Below are 17,993 nucleotides of genomic sequence, written 5' to 3'. Positions count from 1 at the left end.
CATGCTTGACCGCCATTCGCTGTTCTGGAAACTGGCCATCCTGCTGGTGGGCTTCTGCCTGCTGATGATCGGCCTCAGTTACACCTGGGGCCGGCACATGGAAATCCAGAATGCCTTCCTCTCGGAGCCGGCGCGGCAGGTGTTGCGTGGCTATGCCGGCGAGGCTGAACAGGCCTGGCGCAGCGGCGGCCGGGCAGGGCTTGACCAGTGGGTGGCGACGATGCACCAGCGCGAACGGGGCTGGGTTGGCGTGCTCGATATCAACCTGAGGCCGCTCGACAGCGCCACCCTCGACCCGCAGATCATGCAGCGGCTGACGCGCCTGCGGGGTGTCGACTGGCCGATGAGCCGGCGCAGCGTCGACCAGCCGTGGGTACGTATACCGTTCCCGGGGGCGCCTGAGCAGGGCATGGTGGTGATCGAACTGCCACAGCGGTTCAATCCGGACCAGTACCGGTTGCTGTGGCGCATCGTCACCAACGGCGTCATCCCTGGCCTGTTCACCTTGCTGTTGTGCGTGGGCCTGTACCGCATGTTGATCGTGCCGCTGAATCAGCTTCGCGAGCAGGCCAATGCCTGGCGCGCCGATCAGTTATCGGCTCGCCTCGACTCGCGCACTATCGCACGCCATGACGAGCTGGGCGAACTGGCCCGCGCCTTTGACCAGATGGCCGAGCGCCTGCAGGGCACGGTGGCCATGCAGCAGCAGTTGCTGCGCGACCTGTCCCACGAAATGCGCACACCGCTGAGCCGCTTGCGGGTGGCATGCGACGGCGAAACCGACCTGCAGCGCCTGCGCGAACGCCTGACCCGTGAAGTGGACTGCATGCAGCAGTTGGTGGAGGACACCCTGCAGTTGGCCTGGCAGGACGCCGAACGTGCGCCGATGAACCTGGAGCCCATCGAAGTCCACGCGCTTTGGGAACTGCTGGCAGAGAATGCCAGCTACGAAAGCGGCTGGTCTCCCGCGCGCCTGCGCTGCGAAGTACCGGCCGACTGTTGGGTGCAGGGCAACCTCAACCACTTGGCCCAGGCACTGGAAAACATCTTGCGCAACGCCATTCGTCACTCGCCGGCCGAGGGGGTGGTGCGGCTGGGTGGTCAGCCCGAAGGCAGTTATTGGCGGCTGTGGCTGGAGGATGAGGGCGGCGGTGTGGCTGAAGAAGACCTGGAGCGGATCTTCGCCCCGTTCTCGCGGCTGGACGGTTCTCGGCCGGGGGATGGGGGGTTCGGCCTGGGCTTGAGCATCGCCCGCAGTGCCATTCAGCGCCAAGGCGGCACTTTGTGGGCGCAGAATGGCAAGCGTGGGCTGCGGCTGTGGATGAGGTTGCCGTTACATGCGCCGGCCCCTTCGCGGGTAAACCCGCTCCCACAGGGTCACCACTACGCTTGAGGCCAGTGGAGTACCTGTGGGAGCGGGTTTAGCCGCGAAGAAGCCCGCACAGGTTCGCGTTATAGCTTGTAGCTATATACACCACAGATTGCGTGATATGGCCGCGAAGGGTTTGCCGGTATGATAGGCGCCCCTGCCGTCCGGATTGTGAAATACACCATGACCTTGCAGTACCCAACCATCGCCGATTGCGTCGGCAATACGCCCCTGGTTCGCCTGCAGCGCATTGCTGGTGAAACCAGCAACACCCTCCTGCTCAAGCTCGAAGGTAACAATCCTGCCGGCTCGGTGAAGGACCGCCCGGCGCTGTCGATGATCACCCGCGCCGAATTGCGTGGCCAGATCAAGCCCGGCGACACCCTGATCGAAGCCACGTCCGGCAATACCGGTATTGCCCTGGCAATGGCGGCGGCGATCAAGGGCTACAAGATGATCTTGATCATGCCCGACAACTCCACCGCCGAGCGCAAGGCCGCCATGACCGCCTACGGCGCCGAGCTGATCCTGGTGACCAAGGAGGAGGGTATGGAAGGCGCCCGCGACCTGGCCGAGAAACTGCAAGCCGAAGGCCGCGGCCTGGTGCTTGACCAGTTCGCCAACGGCGACAATCCGATTGCCCACTACAACAGCACCGGCCCTGAGATCTGGCAGCAGACACAGGGCAGCATCACCCATTTTGTCAGTTCCATGGGCACTACCGGCACCATCATGGGTTGCTCGCAATACCTCAAGGAGCAGAACCCGGCGGTGCAGATCATCGGCCTGCAACCGATGGAAGGCTCGGCTATCCCGGGCATTCGCCGCTGGCCCGAGGAATACCTGCCGAAAATCTTCGACGCCACCCGTGTCGACCGTGTGGTCGACATGTCGCAGCAGGAAGCAGAAGACACCACCCGCCGCCTTGCCCGTGAAGAGGGCATTTTCTGCGGCGTGTCCTCTGGTGGTGCGGTTGCAGCCATGCTGCGCCTCTCCCGCGAGGTGGAAAATGCCGTGATGGTTGCCATCATCTGCGACCGCGGCGACCGTTACCTGTCCACCGGCCTGTTTGATCCGAGCTAAATGTCCAAGAAAAAAAGCAACAGCGGCCTGCGCTTCCAGCCGGCCGGCGGCAACCGCACCCCCCAGGTCCCCGTGGGCAAGAAGCAGCGCCTGGACATCGAGCGCCTGGCCGGTGACGGCCGTGGCATCGCCTTCCTTGACGGGCGCACCTGGTTCGTCAGTGGTGCCCTTGCCGGTGAGGCCGTGGAGGCGCGGGTGCTCAACGCCCGTGGCAAAGTGGTCGAGGCCCGCCTGGAGCGGCTGCTGCAGGCCAGCCCCGAGCGCCGTGAGGCGCCGTGCCGCCATTATGCGCGCTGTGGTGGCTGCAACCTGCAGCACCTGCCCCATGAAGCGCAGCTGGCACTCAAGCAGCGCACCCTTGCCGAGCAACTGCAGCGGGTGGCCGGCGTGCAACCCGAGGAATGGGCCGCGCCCCTGAGCGGGCCGGAATTCGGCTACCGGCGCCGGGCCCGTGTGGCCGTGCGCTGGGACGTCAAGGCGCGTCAGCTGGAGGTGGGCTTCCGTGCCGAAGCCAGCCAGGACATTATTGCCATCGACGATTGCGCGGTGCTGGTACAGCCCTTGCAATCGATTTTGCGTCACTTGCCGACGGTGCTGCGCTCGTTGAGCAAACCGCAGGCGGTGGGCCATGTGGAACTGTTCAGCGGTACCGCCGAGGCGGTGTTGGTGCGCCACGTCGCGCCGCTGCCGGCAGACGACCTGGCAAAGCTGCAGGCGTTCTGCGAACAGGCCAATGCCCAGCTGTGGCTGCAGGGTGAAGATGAGCCGGCGCCGGTGGACCCTGCCGCACAACTGGGCTTTGCCCTGGCGCCGTGGCAGCTGGAACTGGCCTGGCGCCCTGGTGACTTCGTGCAGGTGAATGCCCAGGTCAACACCGCGATGATTGAGCAGGCCCTGGCCTGGCTGGCACCGCAAGCCGACGAGCGGGTGCTTGACCTGTTCTGCGGCTTGGGCAACTTTGCCCTGCCGCTGGCCCGCAAGGCGCGCGAGGTAGTGGCGGTAGAAGGTGTTCAGGCCATGGTCGATCGGGCCGCGGCCAATGCCCGGAACAACAATGTGCATAACGCACGGTTTTTTCAGGCCGATTTATCGCAGCCTTTGGCAGGCACCGGATGGGCCGCCGAAGGCTTTTCTGCGGTACTCTTGGATCCACCGCGCGACGGTGCGTTCGAGGTGGTGCAAGGCATCGCACGCCTCAAGGCCAAACGGCTGGTCTACGTATCGTGCAACCCGGCCACGCTGGCGCGAGACGCGCAGGTGCTGGTCGGCCAGGGGTACCGGTTAAAAAGGGCCGGGATTCTCGACATGTTTCCTCAAACGGCGCATGTCGAGGCCATGGCGTTATTCGAAGCGGGCTAGCAGAGTGGCCCCTTGGTGCGGCTTCCATGGAATGGTTGCCGCACGGTGATCTCCAGCGCTCCCGCGTGGCGCGCTGTATGGAAAGGTAAAACAAAGATGGTACAGGTGAGAGTGCACCAGCCGGTCAACACCGACGGCAGTATCAATCTCGAAGGATGGTTGGACCATGTGGTAAGCGTCGATTCGGCACTGGATCGCGCAGCGCTCAAAGAAGCCTGCGAGTTTGCCCATGAGATCGAGAAGAAGGGCAACCCGGCCAAGCATTCCTGGGCGGACGGTACGTCCAGTTTCCAGGCAGGCCTGGAAATTGCCGAAATTCTGGCAGACCTCAAGCTTGACCAGGACTCCCTGGTGGCAGCGGTTATCTACCGTTCGGTACGCGAAGGCAAAGTGACCCTGGCCGAGGTCAGCCAGCGGTTCGGGCCGGTGGTGTCCAAGCTGATCGACGGCGTGTTGCGCATGGCGGCCATCAGCGCCAGTCTCAGCCCGCGGCAGTCGTTGGTGCTGGGTTCGCAGGCGCAGGTCGAGAACCTGCGCAAGATGCTCGTGGCCATGGTCGACGATGTGCGTGTGGCACTGATCAAGCTGGCCGAGCGTACCTGTGCAATCCGTGCGGTCAAGGCCGCCGACGACGAGAAACGCCTGCGTGTCGCGCGTGAGGTGTTCGACATCTATGCGCCGCTGGCGCACCGCCTGGGTATCGGCCACATCAAGTGGGAGCTGGAAGACCTGTCTTTCCGCTACCTCGAACCCGACCAGTACAAGCAGATCGCCAAACTGCTGCACGAACGCCGGCTGGACCGCGAACGCTTCATCAGCGACGTGATGAACCAGTTGCAGAACGAGCTGCTGGCCACGGGCGTCAATGCCGACATCAGCGGCCGGGCGAAGCATATCTATTCGATCTGGCGCAAGATGCAGCGCAAAGGCCTGGAATTCAGCCAGATCTACGACGTGCGTGCAGTGCGTGTGCTGGTGCCGGAAATTCGCGACTGCTACACCGCGCTGGGTATCGTGCACACGCTGTGGCGGCACATCCCCAAAGAGTTCGACGACTACATCGCCAACCCCAAGGAAAACGGCTACCGCTCGCTGCACACCGCAGTGATCGGCCCCGAGGGCAAGGTGCTGGAGGTGCAGATCCGCACCCACGGCATGCATGAAGAGGCCGAGCTGGGGGTTTGCGCCCACTGGCGCTACAAGGGCACCGACGTCAAGCCCAGCTCCAACCATTACGAAGAGAAGATCTCCTGGCTGCGCCAGGTGCTGGAATGGCACGAAGAGCTGGGCGACATCGGTGGCCTGGTCGATCAGTTGCGGGTCGACATCGAGCCGGACCGGGTCTATGTGTTCACCCCTGACGGCCACGCCATCGACTTGCCCAAGGGCGCGACCCCGCTGGACTTCGCCTACCGTGTGCACACCGAGATCGGCCACAACTGCCGGGGTGCCAAGATCAACGGCCGTATCGTGCCGCTGAACTACAGCCTGCAGACCGGTGAGCAGGTGGAGATCATCACCAGCAAGCACGGCAACCCCAGCCGTGACTGGTTGAACTCCAACCTGGGCTACGTCACCACCTCGCGGGCGCGGGCAAAGATCGTGCACTGGTTCAAGCTGCAGGCGCGCGACCAGAACGTAGCCGCCGGCAAAACCCTGCTCGAACGCGAGCTCAGCCGCCTGGGTTTGCCGCAGGTGGACTTCGAGCGCCTGGCAGAGAAGACCAACGTCAAGACTGCCGAGGACATGTTCGCCTCGCTTGGCGCGGGCGACCTGCGCCTGGCCCACCTGGTCAACGCCGCCCAGCAATTGCTGGAGCCCGAGCGTATCGAGCAGATCGAACTGGTCCCGCGCAAACCTACCGGGCCGCGCAGCGGCAAGCGTGGCGACATCCAGATTCAGGGGGTCGGCAACCTGCTGACGCAGATGGCCGGCTGCTGCCAGCCGCTGCCGGGCGACGCCATCGTCGGTTATATCACCCAGGGCCGTGGCGTGAGTATCCACCGCCAGGATTGCGCCTCGGTGCTGCAGCTGGCGGGCAAGGAGCCGGAGCGCATGATCCAGGTGAGCTGGGGGCCGATCCCGGTGCAGACCTATCCGGTCGACATCGTTATCCGTGCCTACGACCGCCCGGGGTTGCTGCGCGACGTGTCGCAGGTGCTGCTGAACGAGAAGATCAACGTGCTGGCGGTGAACACCCGATCGAACAAGGAAGACAACACTGCGTTGATGTCGCTGACCATCGAGATTCCAGGCCTGGATGCGCTGGGGCGCCTGCTGGGGCGGATTTCGCAGTTGCCGAACATCATCGAGACGCGGCGTAATAGAACCCCTTGAGATTGCGTGGCCTTCTTCGCGGGCAAGCCCGCGAAGAAGGCACTGCCGAAGGACTTGTCTAGATGACCTACACCCTCGAAGACCTGCTGCACCTCATGGCCCGCCTGCGCGACCCGCAATATGGCTGCCCGTGGGATCTTCAGCAGAACTACGCGAGTATCGTTGCGCACACCATCGAAGAAGCCTACGAAGTCGCCGACACCATCGAGCGCGGCGATTTCGAGCACCTGCAGGGTGAGCTGGGCGACTTGCTGTTCCAGGTGGTCTACTACAGCCAACTGGCCCGGGAAGAGGGCCGTTTCGAGTTCGATGGCGTGGTCGACAGCATCACCCGCAAGCTGATCCGCCGCCACCCACATGTATTCCCTACCGGCGAGCTGTATGCGCCGCTGGATACGCCCAGCCTGAACGAGGCCCAGGTCAAGTCACGCTGGGAAGAGATCAAGGCCCAGGAGCGGGCCGAGAAAAGCACACCCGAGCAACTGTCGTTGCTCGACGATGTACCGTCAGCCTTGCCGGCCCTGTCGCGGGCAGCCAAACTGCAAAAGCGTGCCGCCACGGTCGGTTTCGACTGGCCTGCTGCATTGCCGGTGCTGGACAAGGTGCGCGAAGAGCTGGATGAAGTGCTTCAGGCCATGGCCGATGGTGATGCCGATGCGCTTGAAGACGAGGTGGGCGACCTGCTGTTTGCCGCCGTCAACCTGGCCCGCCACCTCAAGCAAGACCCGGAAAACGCCCTGCGCCGCGCCAACCGCAAGTTCGAGCGACGTTTCCGTTTTATCGAACAGGCGTTGCGCGACAGTGGCCGCCCCATTGAAGATTGTGACCTTGACGAACTGGACGCCCTTTGGGGTGAAGCCAAGCGTCAGGAAAAGAACCTGCCCAGCTGCGGCTGAGCTGTTGCATAAGTGAGTGAACATTCATGAGCCTTTCCCTTCGCGACCAATTGCTCAAAGCCGGTCTGGTCAACCAGAAACAGGTCTCGCAGACCAACAAAGCTGAAAAGAAACAGAAGCGCATGGAGCACAAAGGCCAGGTCGAAGTCGACGACAGCCAACAGCGCATTGCCAAGGAAGCCATGGCCGAAAAGGTCAAGCGCGACCAGGAGCTGAATCGCCAGCAGCAGGAAAAGGCTGAGCAAAAGGCCCGTGCCGCGCAGGTCAAGCAATTGATCGAAGCCACGCGCCTGCCCAAGCTGAACACCGAGGACTACTACAACTTTGTCGACGACAAGAAGGTCAAGCGCATTGCTGTCAATGCCCTGATGCGGACCAAGTTGAGTAACGGCGCACTGGCGGTCGTGGCCCATGCCGGCGGCTACGAGGTCATTCCTCGTGAGGCAGCGGTCAAGATCCAGGAGCGCGACCCCAACCGCATTCTGCTGCTCAACACCCATGTCGAGGAAGCGGACGAGGATGACCCGTACGCGGCCTACAAGATCCCGGACGATCTGATGTGGTAAAAACCAAAAACCCCGCCTTGGCGGGGTTTTTTATTTGAAGAGGGCTTACTGCGTGGTGCGCTGGCTTTCCAGGTCTTCCAGCTCTGCGCGGTACTGGTGTGCTTCGTGTTCATTGTGGAACATGCCCACCAGTTGGCCTTGTTGGTGCACATCCCAGATCCGCACGCCAGCGGCCAGGCCTTCGTGGGACATTTTCGATTCGTCGCGTTCGGTTACTTGGACTGTCATCGGTAAACTCCACTTCTTCAGTTGGCTGCGACAGTGTGTCGCACACCCTCTTTATAGAGTTTGTTAGCAGGCTAAGTAAATAAAACGGGCATGAAACAAGTTTCATGAAGCGATGGCGGTGCAGGGCAGGCACAAAAAGCCCCGCACTGAGCGGGGCTTCGGGTGCTGCTGGCAGTGCGGGGTCAGTTGCCCTTCACCGGCTTGCCATCGACCGTGCCATCCTGCAGCACGATCACATACTCCTTGCCATCAGTCTCGACTTGGCGCAGTTGCACCAGCAGGTAGTCCCAACTCTTGGCGAACCACAGCTCGGTGATGCGTTTACTCTGGCTTGGGTCGCGCACGCGCTCGACCTTCACGGCATCGACCTGGCCGGTCTTGGTGGTGACCTTTTCGGTACCCAGTACACGGAAGTCGTAGGTGTCGATCTCGTCACCGTCGACCACCTGGTAGGTCATGCTCTTCTTGCCGGCCGCCACGTCATGCTGCAGCGCCAGCTGGTAGGACGACTTGTCCAGCACGCCGCGGATCAGTGGCAGGTTGATGGCATCGCCACGGTCGCTGCCGGTGACCTTCTTGCCGGTCCAGTCGAAGTTCAGGTCGACCTTCTTGGCTTTGCCCAGGCCGCCGCGCTCGAAATGGTACTTCTGCGGCAGCAGGGTGTCGTTTTCCAGGCGCAGGGTGCTTTGCTCGGTCAGGCTGGCGATCATCATGGAAGCCTTGAAGTTAAGGTCCCAGGTACCGTTGGCATTCTTGACCAGGCTGCGCTCGGCGGTGCCACTCATGGGCAGCTGCTTCCAGTCGGCGGTGTAGCTGGCCGAGAAAGGCTTGAGGTCAGCTGCCTGGAGGGGCAGGGCAAGCACGGCAAGAGCCAAGAGCAGGGCGCGACGCATAAATTCTCCTAGGATCGAATCAAGTGGCCGCTGGCCGCCAGCGGCTGGCCATCCAGTAATGCACCCTGTTCGCCAAGGCGCAAGCGCCCTTCAGCGAACCAGCGCACTGCCAGCGGATAGATCAGGTGTTCCTGATGGTGTACCCGCTGGGCCAGGCTTTCGACGGTGTCGTCAGACGCAACCGGTACCACAGCCTGTACGACCAGTGGGCCGCCATCGAGTTCCTCCGTCACGAAGTGTACGCTGCAGCCATGTTCGGCGTCGCCTGCCTCAAGCGCCCGGCGATGGGTATGCAGGCCCTTGTATTTGGGCAGCAACGACGGGTGAATGTTGAGCAGGCGGCCTTGATAGTGGCGCACAAAGCCGCCACTGAGGATGCGCATGAAACCGGCCAGCACCACCAGGTCGGGAGCGAAGCCGTCGATGCGCGCCATCAGCGCGGCATCGAAGGCCTCACGGCCGTCGAACTGGGTGTGGTCGAGCACGACGGTGTCGATGCCGGCCGCCGCTGCGCGTTGCAGGCCGTAGGCATCGGTGCGGTTGGAAACCACCGCACGGATGCGCACCGGGCTGTCCTGGCCTTGGCAGCTGTCAATCAGGGCTTGCAGGTTGCTGCCGGAGCCCGACAGCAACACCACTACATTGCAGGTCTTGCTTGGCATCAGTGTGCCTTGAGGTTTTGCAGCTCGACCTGGGCGGCGCCTTCGGCGGCTTCGGCGATGTGGCCGATCACCCATGGCTGCTCACCGGCGGCGCGCAGTTCGTTCAGGGCAGCTTCGACCTGATCCTGGGCTACGCAAATGACCATGCCCACGCCGCAGTTCAGCACACGGTGCATCTCATGCTCGTCGACGTTGCCTTTTTCCTGCAGGAAGTCGAACACCACCGGGCGCTGCCAGCTGGCTACGTCAACCACGGCCTGTGCGTTTTTCGGCAGTACGCGCGGGATGTTGTCCAGCAGGCCGCCACCGGTGATGTGGGCCATGGCCTTCACGGCACCGGTGTTCTTGATCAGCTGCAGCAGCGGCTTGACGTAGATGCGGGTAGGCGCCATCAGCAGGTCGGTCAGCGGTTTGCCGTCCAGCTGGGTGTTCTCGATGTCGGTGGCGGACACTTCGAGGATCTTGCGGATCAGCGAGTAGCCGTTGGAGTGCGGGCCCGAAGACGGCAGGGCGATCAGCGCGTCGCCAGTGGCAACCTTGGAGCCGTCGATGATCTCGGCCTTTTCCACCACGCCGACGCAGAAGCCGGCCAGGTCGTAGTCTTCGCCTTCGTACATACCAGGCATTTCGGCGGTTTCACCACCCACCAGCGAGCAACCAGCCAGTTCGCAACCGGCGCCAATGCCGGTAACCACGGTGGCAGCCACGTCAACATTCAGTTTGCCGGTGGCGTAGTAGTCGAGGAAGAACAGCGGCTCGGCACCGCACACCACCAGGTCGTTGACGCACATGGCGACCAGGTCCTGGCCGATGCTGTCGTGCTTGTTCAGGTTCAGCGCCAGGCGCAGCTTGGTGCCGACGCCGTCGGTGCCGGAGACCAGTACTGGCTGCTTATAGCCGGCCGGGATCTCGCAGAGGGCGCCGAAGCCGCCCAGGCCACCCATGACTTCAGGGCGTGCGGTGCGTTTTGCCACGCCCTTGATGCGTTCGACCAGTGCTTCGCCGGCGTCGATGTCTACACCGGCGTCCTTGTAGCTCAGGGAGGGTTGCTTGCTCATTGATCCAGGCCTTTAGGAGGGAGGGATTCTTAAAAACGACCATGACGGCCAAGACCGGCGGGTAAGCGGCGGCTGCCTGAAACGTCAGTGGTCTGTGAAGGCGCGCGATTTTATCAGGGTTGCCGGGCAGCGGCCATCCTCAGGCCGACGGGCAGGGCATGAAAATGGCTATCTTGCCGGACAAACAGGGCGGTTGAGCGCTCAGGCACAAGCGACATTGGCCCGAAACAGATCCAGGCGCGAACTTCGCTTGCGATGTGTCGAGCGGGCGGCGCTCGCTCGCCCAGGCACTGAACCTGTCGTGGCGAACACCTGTCCGACCCGGCGCACGCTCCCGACAACACCCCGCAACCAATCTTTCACCCTCTCACGACTGGTTACCTTGCGCCCCCGTGTATAAGGTATAGACATTGCGGTAACTGGACAGGAATCCTCCATGCGTTTGTTCAATATTCTGGCAACCGGTTGCCTGGCCCTGATCTCGGCCACTGCCTTGGCTGAAAATGTTTCCGGCCTTTATCAGGTGCGCGAGCCGGTCACCGGGCAGGGCGCCGAAGCCCGTACCGCTGCCACCGCAAAAGCCCTCGACACGCTGGTGCTGCGCCTGACCGGCGACCCAAAGGCAGCGCAGAGCCCGGCGTTGGCCGGCCTGCGCAAGGATCCGCAGCAAATCATCAACCAGGTCGGCAGCGAAGCCGGCCCGCCCGAGTCTGTGCTGGTCGAGTTCGACCCGGGTAGTACCGAGCGCACCCTGCGCAAGGCCGGCCTCGCGCTGTGGGGTAGCAATCGGCCATCGATTCTCGGCTGGTGGCTGAATGACAGCGTCGAAGGCAGTAGCCTGGTCGGTGATGGTCAGGCCAGCGCCCAGCCTTTGCGTCGTGCCGCCCAGCACCGTGGTCTGCCGCTGCGCCTGCCACTGGCCGACCTGCAGGAGCAACTGGTGGCCAATGCCAAGCAGATCGAAGGCAGCGACCCGGCCCCACTGCGCGAGGCCTCTGAACGCTACGGCGCCGACGCCTTGCTGGCGGTACATGCCCAGGAAGCCGACGGAAAGTGGCAGGGCAAGTGGCAGTTGTGGCTGGGCGACCAGCGTGAGCAGGGCACGGCCGAGGGGGCCGACCCGGCAGCCCTGGCCGATGCGGTGATGTTGGCGGTAAGCAGCCGTCTGGCGCCACGTTATGTCGCCCGTCCGGGCGCCAGCAGCCAGATGCAGGTGCAAGTGCAGGGGATGAGCCTGCAGCGTTATGCCGAGCTTGCCCGTGTGCTTGAGCCTTACGGCCCGCGCCTGCAGATGGCCGAAGGCACCACCCTGACCTATGGCGTGACCGGCAACCGCGAGCAATTGCGTGCCCAGCTTGGCCTGGCCAAGTTGCAGGAACTGCCTGCCGACCAGGCGCCCGCAATGCCCCCCGCACCAGCCCCGTCTGCGAGTGCAACGGGTGAGCAACCCGCGCCGGCCACACCTGCGCCCAAGCCGTTCGACGGCCTGCGTTTTCGCTGGTAAGAGGAGCATACCGTGACCGATGTTCGTCGCTGGATCTGGCTGGGTGTTGCTCTGCTGATCGCTGTGCTGCTTTATAGCTTGCACAATATCCTTACGCCGTTCCTGGTAGGCATCCTGCTGGCCTACCTGGCCGACCCGCTGGTTGACCGCCTCGAGCGCTTGGGCCTGTCGCGCACCTGGGGCGTTGTGGTGGTGTTCAGCCTGTTCACCCTGCTGATGCTCGCCCTGTTGTTGGTGCTGGTGCCGATGCTTGCCAAGCAGCTGGTGCGCCTGTACGAACTGGCGCCGCAGATGCTCGATTGGCTCGAACAGGTGGCGCTGCCTTGGGTGCAGGGTCGCCTGGGCCTGGCCGATGGTTTCTGGAAGTTCGACAAGATCAAGGCCGCCATCGGCGCGCACATGGGGCAGACCACCGATATCGTTGGCATGCTGTTGTCTCAGGCCACTGCCTCGAGCCTGGCATTGATGGCCTGGCTGGCGAACATGGTGCTGATCCCTGTGGTGGGTTTTTATCTGTTGCGCGATTGGGACCTGATGATGGGCAAGCTGCGCGGCCTGCTACCGCGCCAGCGTGAACCGCAAGTAGTGGGCCTGGCTGGCGAATGCCATGAAGTGCTGGGGGCATTCGTGCGCGGGCAACTCATGGTGATGGTGGCTTTGGGCATCATCTATTCAGCCGGGCTCATGCTGGTGGGGCTTGAACTCGGCCTGCTGATCGGCATGCTTGCGGGCCTTGCGGCCATCGTGCCTTACATGGGCTTCATCATCGGCATTGGTGCCGCGCTGGTGGCCGGCCTGTTCCAGTTTGGTGGTGATCTGTACCCGATGCTGGGTATCGTTGCGGTGTTCATGGTCGGGCAGGCGCTGGAAGGCATGGTGCTGACCCCGCTGCTGGTAGGCGATCGTATCGGGCTGCACCCGGTGGCGGTGATCTTTGCCATTCTTGCCGGTGGTGAGCTGTTCGGCTTTACCGGGGTGCTGCTGGCCCTGCCGGTGGCGGCGGTGATCATGGTGCTGCTGCGCCATGCCCATGACCTGTACAAAGAATCGGACATGTACGCCGGGGACATTGACCCGGAGCTGTGAGGGACAGGTCTGTGCCAAACCTGTGGGAGCGGGCATGCCCGCCAAGCATGTGACACGGTGCATGGCACCGGCTTTGCCGGTGTTCGCGCACGCGCCCGCTCCCACAGGGATCGATGTCAGCGGCAAAATAGCGCAACTTGTTGATTTTGCTTGTGCTATCCATTGCCGTGATTGTGCGCCCCGCGTTGCGGGTATAGACTTTGCAGATTGTTCACCAAAGGCCCCCTGCGGTCCTGCCGACCGCCCGCGAGCATGAAACCACCGATCCAGTTGCCCCTGGGTGTGCGCCTGCGCGATGACGCCACCTTCATCAACTACTATCCGGGCGCCAATGCTGCGGCATTGGGTTACGTCGAGCGGCTATGCGAAGCCGACGCCGGCTGGACCGAGAGCCTTATCTATCTGTGGGGCAAGCAGGGTGTTGGCCGTAGCCACCTGTTGCAGGCCGCCACCCACCGTTTCCAGCAACGCGGCGAGCCCGCTGTCTACCTGCCATTGGCGCAACTGCTCGATCGGGGTGTGGAGGTGCTCGACTACCTGGCCCAGTACGAGCTCGTGTGCATCGACGACCTGCATGTGATCGCCGGCAAGGCAGACTGGGAAGAGGCCATGTTCCACCTGTTCAACCGCCTGCGCGACAGTGGCCGTCGCCTGTTGCTGGCCGCCTCGGCATCGCCACGGGAGCTGCCGATCAAGCTGCCGGACCTAAAGTCGCGGCTGACCCTGGCGCTGGTGTTTCAGATGCGTGGCTTGTCCGATGAAGACAAGCTGCGTGCGCTGCAGTTGCGTGCTTCGCGCCGCGGCCTGCACCTTACCGACGAAGTCGGCCACTTCATTCTCACCCGCGGTGCGCGCAGCATGAGTGCGCTGTTCGACCTGCTCGAACGCCTCGACCAGGCCTCGCTGCAGGCACAACGCAAGCTGACCATCCCGTTTCTCAAGGAAACCCTGGGCTGGTAACCCCCTGAAAACGCTGGGCCAGAGCGGCAAAACAGAAAAGTCACATCTTTTTCGATAAAATTTGCAAATGGCCATGATAGAGGGCATAGTTTCCCCCTCTAAAGGATTACAGACACGGTCGTGCCCATGCTAAAGCGCTTCGCACCCCTCGTGCCACTCGCACTCGTGACCCTGCTTTTTGGCTGCGCGGCCCAAGGCCCAGCTTCTCATTCAGCGCTGCAGCCCCAGGATCACACCCCGATCGCCGCACAATCGGCAATCAAGGCCAAGGCCTCGCCTTCGTCGGTATTCGGCGAACCGGAAGAGCTGGCCACTGAAGATGACCTGGAGGCTTTCTCCAGCAACAGCAAGCCTTACCAGTTGCCGGTACTGGCGGACAGCATTCTCGAGCGCGGCATGTCGTTGATCGGCACCCGCTACCGCTTCGGTGGTACCTCGGAAAAGTCCGGTTTCGACTGCAGCGGTTTCATCGGCTATCTGTTCCGCGAAGAAGCGGGCATGACCCTGCCGCGTTCCACGCGTGAAATGATCAACGTCGATGCCCCGAAAGTGGCCCGCAACAAGCTCAAGCCAGGTGACCTGCTGTTCTTCAGCACCAACGGCCGCGGTCGTGTGAGCCATGCCGGGATCTACCTGGGTGACAACCAGTTCATCCACTCCAGCAGCCGCCGCAGCGGTGGCGTTCGCATCGACAGCCTCGGTGACCGCTACTGGAGCAAGACCTTCATTGAAGCCAAGCGTGCCTTGGCCATGGCGCCGACCAACATCGCGCGCAACTGATAGCAAAATGATATATCCTGCTGCGGCGGCGATGCTTTGAAAAAAGCTCGCCGCCGTGCGCATTTACAGAAAGCGTCTAATCTAAATTCTCAACTCTTTTCGGCTGCAGCGCAGCGGTCTCAGACAGGATGTTCTGGCCATGATAAAGATGGCGCGCTTTGCATTTTTCTCCCTGGCAGCATTGCTTGCTGCCTGCTCCAGCCGTGCGCCTGCGCCGGCCCCTGTGGTTACGCCGCAGGTTACTTACAGCCAGCCAAGCCCTTCGCCGATTGCCGATGACGTATTGATCCGCGCCATTGGCCTGGTGGGCACGCCCTATCGCTGGGGCGGCAACACCCCGGACTCCGGCTTCGACTGCAGTGGTTTGATCAAATACGTCTACCGTGACGCGGCCGGTATCAGCTTGCCGCGTTCAACGCGGGAGATGATCGTCATGCGTGCACCTACGGTGGATGCCAAGGCACTGCAATCCGGCGACCTGGTGTTCTTTGCCACCAGTGGCGGTTCGCAAGTCAGTCATGCTGGCATTTATGTAGGGGAAGGGCGTTTTGTGCATGCGCCTTCCACGGGTGGCACGGTGCGCCTGGACTATCTGTCCAACAGCTATTGGGCCAAGGCTTACCTTCAAGCCAAGCGTGTGATTCCGCAAGGGCATCTGGCGCAGAACCCCTGATGATCAACGCCTGTAGCAGCGGCCCCGTTCAACGGGGCTGATACAGGCCGCCCGGTTTCAAGGTGCTTTGCTCACCCGCCAGATCACATTGCCGACATCGTCGGCCACCAATACACCGCGTTGCCCATCGTTGATCACGCCCACCGGACGCCCCATCGCCTTGCCCTCTTGGTCGAGAAACCCCGTGAGCAGGTCGATGGGGCGGCCGGCAGGTTTGCCTGAGCGGTCGAAGGGTACGAACAGCACTTTGTAGCCGCTGTGTGGTTTACGGTTCCACGACCCGTGCTGGCCGACCAATGCCCCCTGATCGAAAGGCGGCGGCAGTACACCAGGCTCGGTGAATGCCAGCCCCAGGGATGCGGTATGCGGGCCGACCGCATAGTCTGGCGCCAGGGCCTGGGCCACCTTTTGCGGGGCCTGTGGATGTACCCGGTGATCTACATGCTGCCCGTAGTAGCTGTATGGCCAGCCATAGAAGCCGCCGTCTTTTACCGAGGTGATGTAATCAGGCACCAGGTCGCTGCCGATTTCGTCACGTTCATTGACTGCTGTCCACAAGACGTTGCTGTGTGGCTCCCAGGCCAGGCCGTTGGGGTTGCGCAGGCCGGTGGCGAACAGCCGGTGCTTGCCGCTTGCGGGGTCCACTTCCCAGATAGCGGCGCGGCCTTGCTCCTTCTGCATACCGTTTTCCCCGATGTTGCTGTTCGAGCCAACCGTCACATAAAGCTTCTTGCCATCGGGGCTTGCGATCACGTTCTTGGTCCAGTGATGGTTCAGCGGCCCGCCGGGCAGCGCGGTCACCGGGTGGCCTTTATCGGTTATCTGCATGGCGCCCGGTTCATAGTGAAAGCGCAGCAGCCTGTCGGTGTCGGCCACGTACAAGTCCTTGCCCACCAGGGTCATGCCGAAGGGTGAGTTGAGCCCTTCGATGAAAGGGGTGCGAGTTTCTGCCACCCCGTCATGGTCGGCATCGCGCAGCAGGGTTATACGGTTGGCGCTGGGTACGGTCGCGCCGGCGCGTTTCATCGCCTTGTCCATGGCCCAGCCGCGAATGCCCTTGCCATCTTCGGGCTTGGGTGGCGCGTTGGTCTCTGCCACCAGTACATCGCCGTTGGGCAGCAAGTAGAGCCAGCGCGGGTGGTCGAGGCCGCTGGCGAAGGCTTTGACCTGGGTGCCTGGTGCCGAGGTCGGCTTGCTGCCCTTTGGCCAGCCCACTGCAGGGGCGATATTTACGGTGGGGATCAGTGTTGTGACGGGGGTGGGGAGGCGGGGGTTTGGCCCGCTGCCGTCGTTTACGCTCAACAGGGCTGTTTCGCCGCAGCCTGCCAGGCTGGCTGCGATTAACCAAGGCATCAGGCATTTCATGTGCGGCGTCCTCTAAAGAAGCCTGTTGAATTGAGAGGCCGGCTGGGTTCGGCAGGTTCCCCTTGGTTTGCTTGCTCTTGCTCTTGCTCTTGCTTTGGCTTCTAAGCGCGCGGTAGCTCAGGCAACGCAGATTGCGACTTCAGGAGGCCGAGCGCAGGGCTTGCGTAGGGAGGTGACGGGCATGGATGCCCGTCAAGCGCTGGGCCCCAGGATGGGGCCTGCAGCGCGGTCCTCCCGGGAGCAAGCCCGGAGCGAGGGGACCCCGGAGCGCAGCGCAGGGGCCGGATGATGGGAGCCAGCGTTTTTTGGTTACTTTTTGTCGCGTTTGACAAAAAGTGACCCGCCGTAAGGGCGGAAAGGTGATTTGGCGCCACCTTTGAAAATGAATGTTGACTCATTGTTGATGCTCACACCTGAACGCGAACAGCGAACAGCGAACAGCAAGACCGAACAGCGAAACAGTGCTGGTTTTTAGCTCGCGCATAGGCCATTTGCGATAGCGACACTAACTCACCTTTTCGCCCTTACGGCGAGTCACTTTTTGTCAGACGCGACAAAAAGTAACCAAAAAACGCTGCGCTCCCATCATCCGGCCCCTACGCTGCGCTCCGGGGTTCCCTCACTCCGGCCTCGCTCCCGGGAGGACCGCGCTGTAGGCCCCATCCTGGGGCCCAGCGCTTGACGGGCATCCATGCCCGTCACCTCCCTCCGCAAGGCCTGCGTTCGGCCTCCTGAAGTCGCGAAGATCAAGATCAAGATCAAGATCAAGAGCAAGAGCAAGAGCAAGAGCAAGAGCAAGAGCAAGAGCAAGAGCAAGAGCAAGAGCAAGAGCAAGATCAAGATCAAGATCAAGATCAAAAGCTTACGTTGCTGCAGCAACCACTTCGATTGACGCTCCCGGTGCAACCCTCTAACCTTCGCGGCGTGTTTCAGGTGCCCTGCCAGCCCCGACTGGGCAGGGTGAAACTGGGAAGCCGGTGGGCGCCAGCATGGCGCGATTCCGGCGCTGCCCCCGCAACGGTAGGTGAGTAGAAGGCCGCGCAGGGCCACTGGATGCCAGCATCCGGGAAGGCGCGCAGGTTTGGGCCAAGGCCCGCTCACAAGCCCGGAGACCGGCCTGAAACTGTCAACGGCATCACGGAGGGTGATGCGCGGTGCACCGTGGCGCCCTGCC

The 17,993-nt window shown here is 62.6% G+C and carries 17 protein-coding genes and 1 riboswitch; of the genes, 12 read left to right on the top strand and 5 right to left on the bottom strand.

The features are described 5' to 3' along the window. Position 1 precedes the first annotated feature (1 nt). The 6 genes from J3A71_RS23030 (at position 2) to J3A71_RS23005 (ending at position 7,610) form a co-directional block, all read left to right on the top strand. Positions 2-1,393 carry a sensor histidine kinase gene (locus tag J3A71_RS23030; protein WP_102689726.1) on the top strand — a complete coding sequence of 464 codons (1,392 nt, stop codon included), beginning with the start codon at positions 2-4 and terminating at the stop codon, positions 1,391-1,393. Positions 1,394-1,552: 159 nt separating this feature from the next. Next, positions 1,553-2,452 carry a cysteine synthase CysM gene (gene cysM / locus J3A71_RS23025; RefSeq protein WP_024717686.1) on the top strand — a complete coding sequence of 300 codons (900 nt, stop codon included), beginning with the start codon at positions 1,553-1,555 and terminating at the stop codon, positions 2,450-2,452. Further along, positions 2,453-3,811, top strand: coding sequence for a 23S rRNA (uracil(1939)-C(5))-methyltransferase RlmD (gene rlmD, locus J3A71_RS23020; protein ID WP_016485260.1), 1,359 nt, complete (start codon positions 2,453-2,455; stop codon positions 3,809-3,811). Positions 3,812-3,907: 96 nt separating this feature from the next. Continuing rightward, positions 3,908-6,148 (top strand): GTP diphosphokinase, encoded by a 2,241-nt coding sequence (gene relA, locus J3A71_RS23015; RefSeq protein WP_016485261.1) that lies wholly within the window; start codon positions 3,908-3,910, stop codon positions 6,146-6,148. A 62-nt stretch (positions 6,149-6,210) separates the two neighbouring features. Continuing rightward, positions 6,211-7,044 carry a nucleoside triphosphate pyrophosphohydrolase gene (mazG, locus tag J3A71_RS23010; RefSeq protein WP_016485262.1) on the top strand — a complete coding sequence of 278 codons (834 nt, stop codon included), beginning with the start codon at positions 6,211-6,213 and terminating at the stop codon, positions 7,042-7,044. A 26-nt stretch (positions 7,045-7,070) separates the two neighbouring features. After that, on the top strand, positions 7,071-7,610 hold the full coding sequence (locus J3A71_RS23005; protein WP_016485263.1) for a DUF2058 domain-containing protein: 540 nt from the start codon (positions 7,071-7,073) through the stop codon (positions 7,608-7,610). Positions 7,611-7,655: 45 nt separating this feature from the next. Here J3A71_RS23005 and J3A71_RS23000 read toward each other — a convergent pair whose 3' ends face one another. From J3A71_RS23000 to purM, 4 genes are all read right to left on the bottom strand, one after another. Continuing rightward, positions 7,656-7,838, bottom strand: coding sequence for a hypothetical protein (locus J3A71_RS23000; RefSeq protein ID WP_016485264.1), 183 nt, complete (start codon positions 7,836-7,838; stop codon positions 7,656-7,658). 182 nt (positions 7,839-8,020) lie between these two features. Then, positions 8,021-8,731: a DUF3108 domain-containing protein gene (locus J3A71_RS22995; protein WP_016485265.1), complete on the bottom strand. Its 711-nt coding sequence runs from the start codon at positions 8,729-8,731 to the stop codon at positions 8,021-8,023. A gap of 8 nt (positions 8,732-8,739) precedes the next feature. Beyond that, positions 8,740-9,393, bottom strand: coding sequence for a phosphoribosylglycinamide formyltransferase (purN, locus tag J3A71_RS22990; protein ID WP_209953321.1), 654 nt, complete (start codon positions 9,391-9,393; stop codon positions 8,740-8,742). Continuing rightward, the gene (gene purM, locus J3A71_RS22985) at positions 9,393-10,451 is read right to left on the bottom strand and encodes a phosphoribosylformylglycinamidine cyclo-ligase (RefSeq protein ID WP_016485267.1); all 1,059 of its coding nucleotides are present in this window, start codon (positions 10,449-10,451) and stop codon (positions 9,393-9,395) included. The genes purN and purM overlap by 1 nt, the downstream gene beginning before the upstream one ends. Before the next feature lie 436 nt (positions 10,452-10,887). Between purM and J3A71_RS22980 the strand changes: the two genes are divergently transcribed. The 5 genes from J3A71_RS22980 (at position 10,888) to J3A71_RS22960 (ending at position 15,454) form a co-directional block, all read left to right on the top strand. After that, on the top strand, positions 10,888-11,955 hold the full coding sequence (locus J3A71_RS22980; protein ID WP_209953320.1) for a DUF2066 domain-containing protein: 1,068 nt from the start codon (positions 10,888-10,890) through the stop codon (positions 11,953-11,955). A gap of 12 nt (positions 11,956-11,967) precedes the next feature. Next, positions 11,968-13,041, top strand: coding sequence for an AI-2E family transporter (locus J3A71_RS22975; protein WP_016485269.1), 1,074 nt, complete (start codon positions 11,968-11,970; stop codon positions 13,039-13,041). Positions 13,042-13,293: 252 nt separating this feature from the next. After that, positions 13,294-14,001, top strand: coding sequence for a DnaA regulatory inactivator Hda (gene hda / locus J3A71_RS22970; protein ID WP_016485270.1), 708 nt, complete (start codon positions 13,294-13,296; stop codon positions 13,999-14,001). Positions 14,002-14,127: 126 nt separating this feature from the next. Further along, positions 14,128-14,781, top strand: coding sequence for an NlpC/P60 family protein (locus J3A71_RS22965; protein WP_016485271.1), 654 nt, complete (start codon positions 14,128-14,130; stop codon positions 14,779-14,781). 139 nt (positions 14,782-14,920) lie between these two features. Then, positions 14,921-15,454, top strand: coding sequence for a C40 family peptidase (locus J3A71_RS22960; protein WP_209953319.1), 534 nt, complete (start codon positions 14,921-14,923; stop codon positions 15,452-15,454). A 57-nt stretch (positions 15,455-15,511) separates the two neighbouring features. On the opposite strand, the gene J3A71_RS22955 is transcribed toward J3A71_RS22960, so the two are convergent. Next, the gene (locus J3A71_RS22955; protein ID WP_191087341.1) at positions 15,512-16,819 is read right to left on the bottom strand and encodes a sorbosone dehydrogenase family protein; all 1,308 of its coding nucleotides are present in this window, start codon (positions 16,817-16,819) and stop codon (positions 15,512-15,514) included. A 691-nt stretch (positions 16,820-17,510) separates the two neighbouring features. On the opposite strand from J3A71_RS22955, the gene J3A71_RS31535 reads away from it, so the two are divergent. After that, a complete protein-coding gene (locus tag J3A71_RS31535) occupies positions 17,511-17,711 on the top strand; it encodes a hypothetical protein (RefSeq protein ID WP_245353444.1) in 201 nt (66 codons plus the stop codon). A gap of 22 nt (positions 17,712-17,733) precedes the next feature. Next, positions 17,734-17,955: riboswitch (cobalamin riboswitch) on the top strand. Positions 17,956-17,993: the final 38 nt, after the last annotated feature.

It is taken from the genome of Pseudomonas sp. PvP089 (genome assembly GCF_017875165.1).
Lineage (GTDB): Bacteria > Pseudomonadota > Gammaproteobacteria > Pseudomonadales > Pseudomonadaceae > Aquipseudomonas > Aquipseudomonas fortuita.
The sequence above is the reverse complement of the archived record's forward strand: the minus strand, read 5'-3'. Positions and strand labels throughout refer to the sequence as shown.

What these genes read in the sequence shown, in the direction of transcription:
- purM (WP_016485267.1), bottom strand. Translation starts at nt 10,451, where the DNA reads ATGAGCAAGCAACCCTCCCTGAGCTACAAGGACGCCGGTGTAGACATC.
- J3A71_RS31535 (WP_245353444.1), top strand. Translation starts at nt 17,511, where the DNA reads ATGCCCGTCACCTCCCTCCGCAAGGCCTGCGTTCGGCCTCCTGAAGTC.
- purN (WP_209953321.1), bottom strand. Translation starts at nt 9,393, where the DNA reads ATGCCAAGCAAGACCTGCAATGTAGTGGTGTTGCTGTCGGGCTCCGGC.
- J3A71_RS22960 (WP_209953319.1), top strand. Translation starts at nt 14,921, where the DNA reads ATGATAAAGATGGCGCGCTTTGCATTTTTCTCCCTGGCAGCATTGCTT.
- J3A71_RS22980 (WP_209953320.1), top strand. Translation starts at nt 10,888, where the DNA reads ATGCGTTTGTTCAATATTCTGGCAACCGGTTGCCTGGCCCTGATCTCG.
- hda (WP_016485270.1), top strand. Translation starts at nt 13,294, where the DNA reads ATGAAACCACCGATCCAGTTGCCCCTGGGTGTGCGCCTGCGCGATGAC.
- rlmD (WP_016485260.1), top strand. Translation starts at nt 2,453, where the DNA reads ATGTCCAAGAAAAAAAGCAACAGCGGCCTGCGCTTCCAGCCGGCCGGC.
- J3A71_RS22955 (WP_191087341.1), bottom strand. Translation starts at nt 16,819, where the DNA reads ATGAAATGCCTGATGCCTTGGTTAATCGCAGCCAGCCTGGCAGGCTGC.
- J3A71_RS22965 (WP_016485271.1), top strand. Translation starts at nt 14,128, where the DNA reads ATGCTAAAGCGCTTCGCACCCCTCGTGCCACTCGCACTCGTGACCCTG.
- J3A71_RS23030 (WP_102689726.1), top strand. Translation starts at nt 2, where the DNA reads ATGCTTGACCGCCATTCGCTGTTCTGGAAACTGGCCATCCTGCTGGTG.
- J3A71_RS23000 (WP_016485264.1), bottom strand. Translation starts at nt 7,838, where the DNA reads ATGACAGTCCAAGTAACCGAACGCGACGAATCGAAAATGTCCCACGAA.
- J3A71_RS22995 (WP_016485265.1), bottom strand. Translation starts at nt 8,731, where the DNA reads ATGCGTCGCGCCCTGCTCTTGGCTCTTGCCGTGCTTGCCCTGCCCCTC.
- cysM (WP_024717686.1), top strand. Translation starts at nt 1,553, where the DNA reads ATGACCTTGCAGTACCCAACCATCGCCGATTGCGTCGGCAATACGCCC.
- relA (WP_016485261.1), top strand. Translation starts at nt 3,908, where the DNA reads ATGGTACAGGTGAGAGTGCACCAGCCGGTCAACACCGACGGCAGTATC.
- mazG (WP_016485262.1), top strand. Translation starts at nt 6,211, where the DNA reads ATGACCTACACCCTCGAAGACCTGCTGCACCTCATGGCCCGCCTGCGC.
- J3A71_RS23005 (WP_016485263.1), top strand. Translation starts at nt 7,071, where the DNA reads ATGAGCCTTTCCCTTCGCGACCAATTGCTCAAAGCCGGTCTGGTCAAC.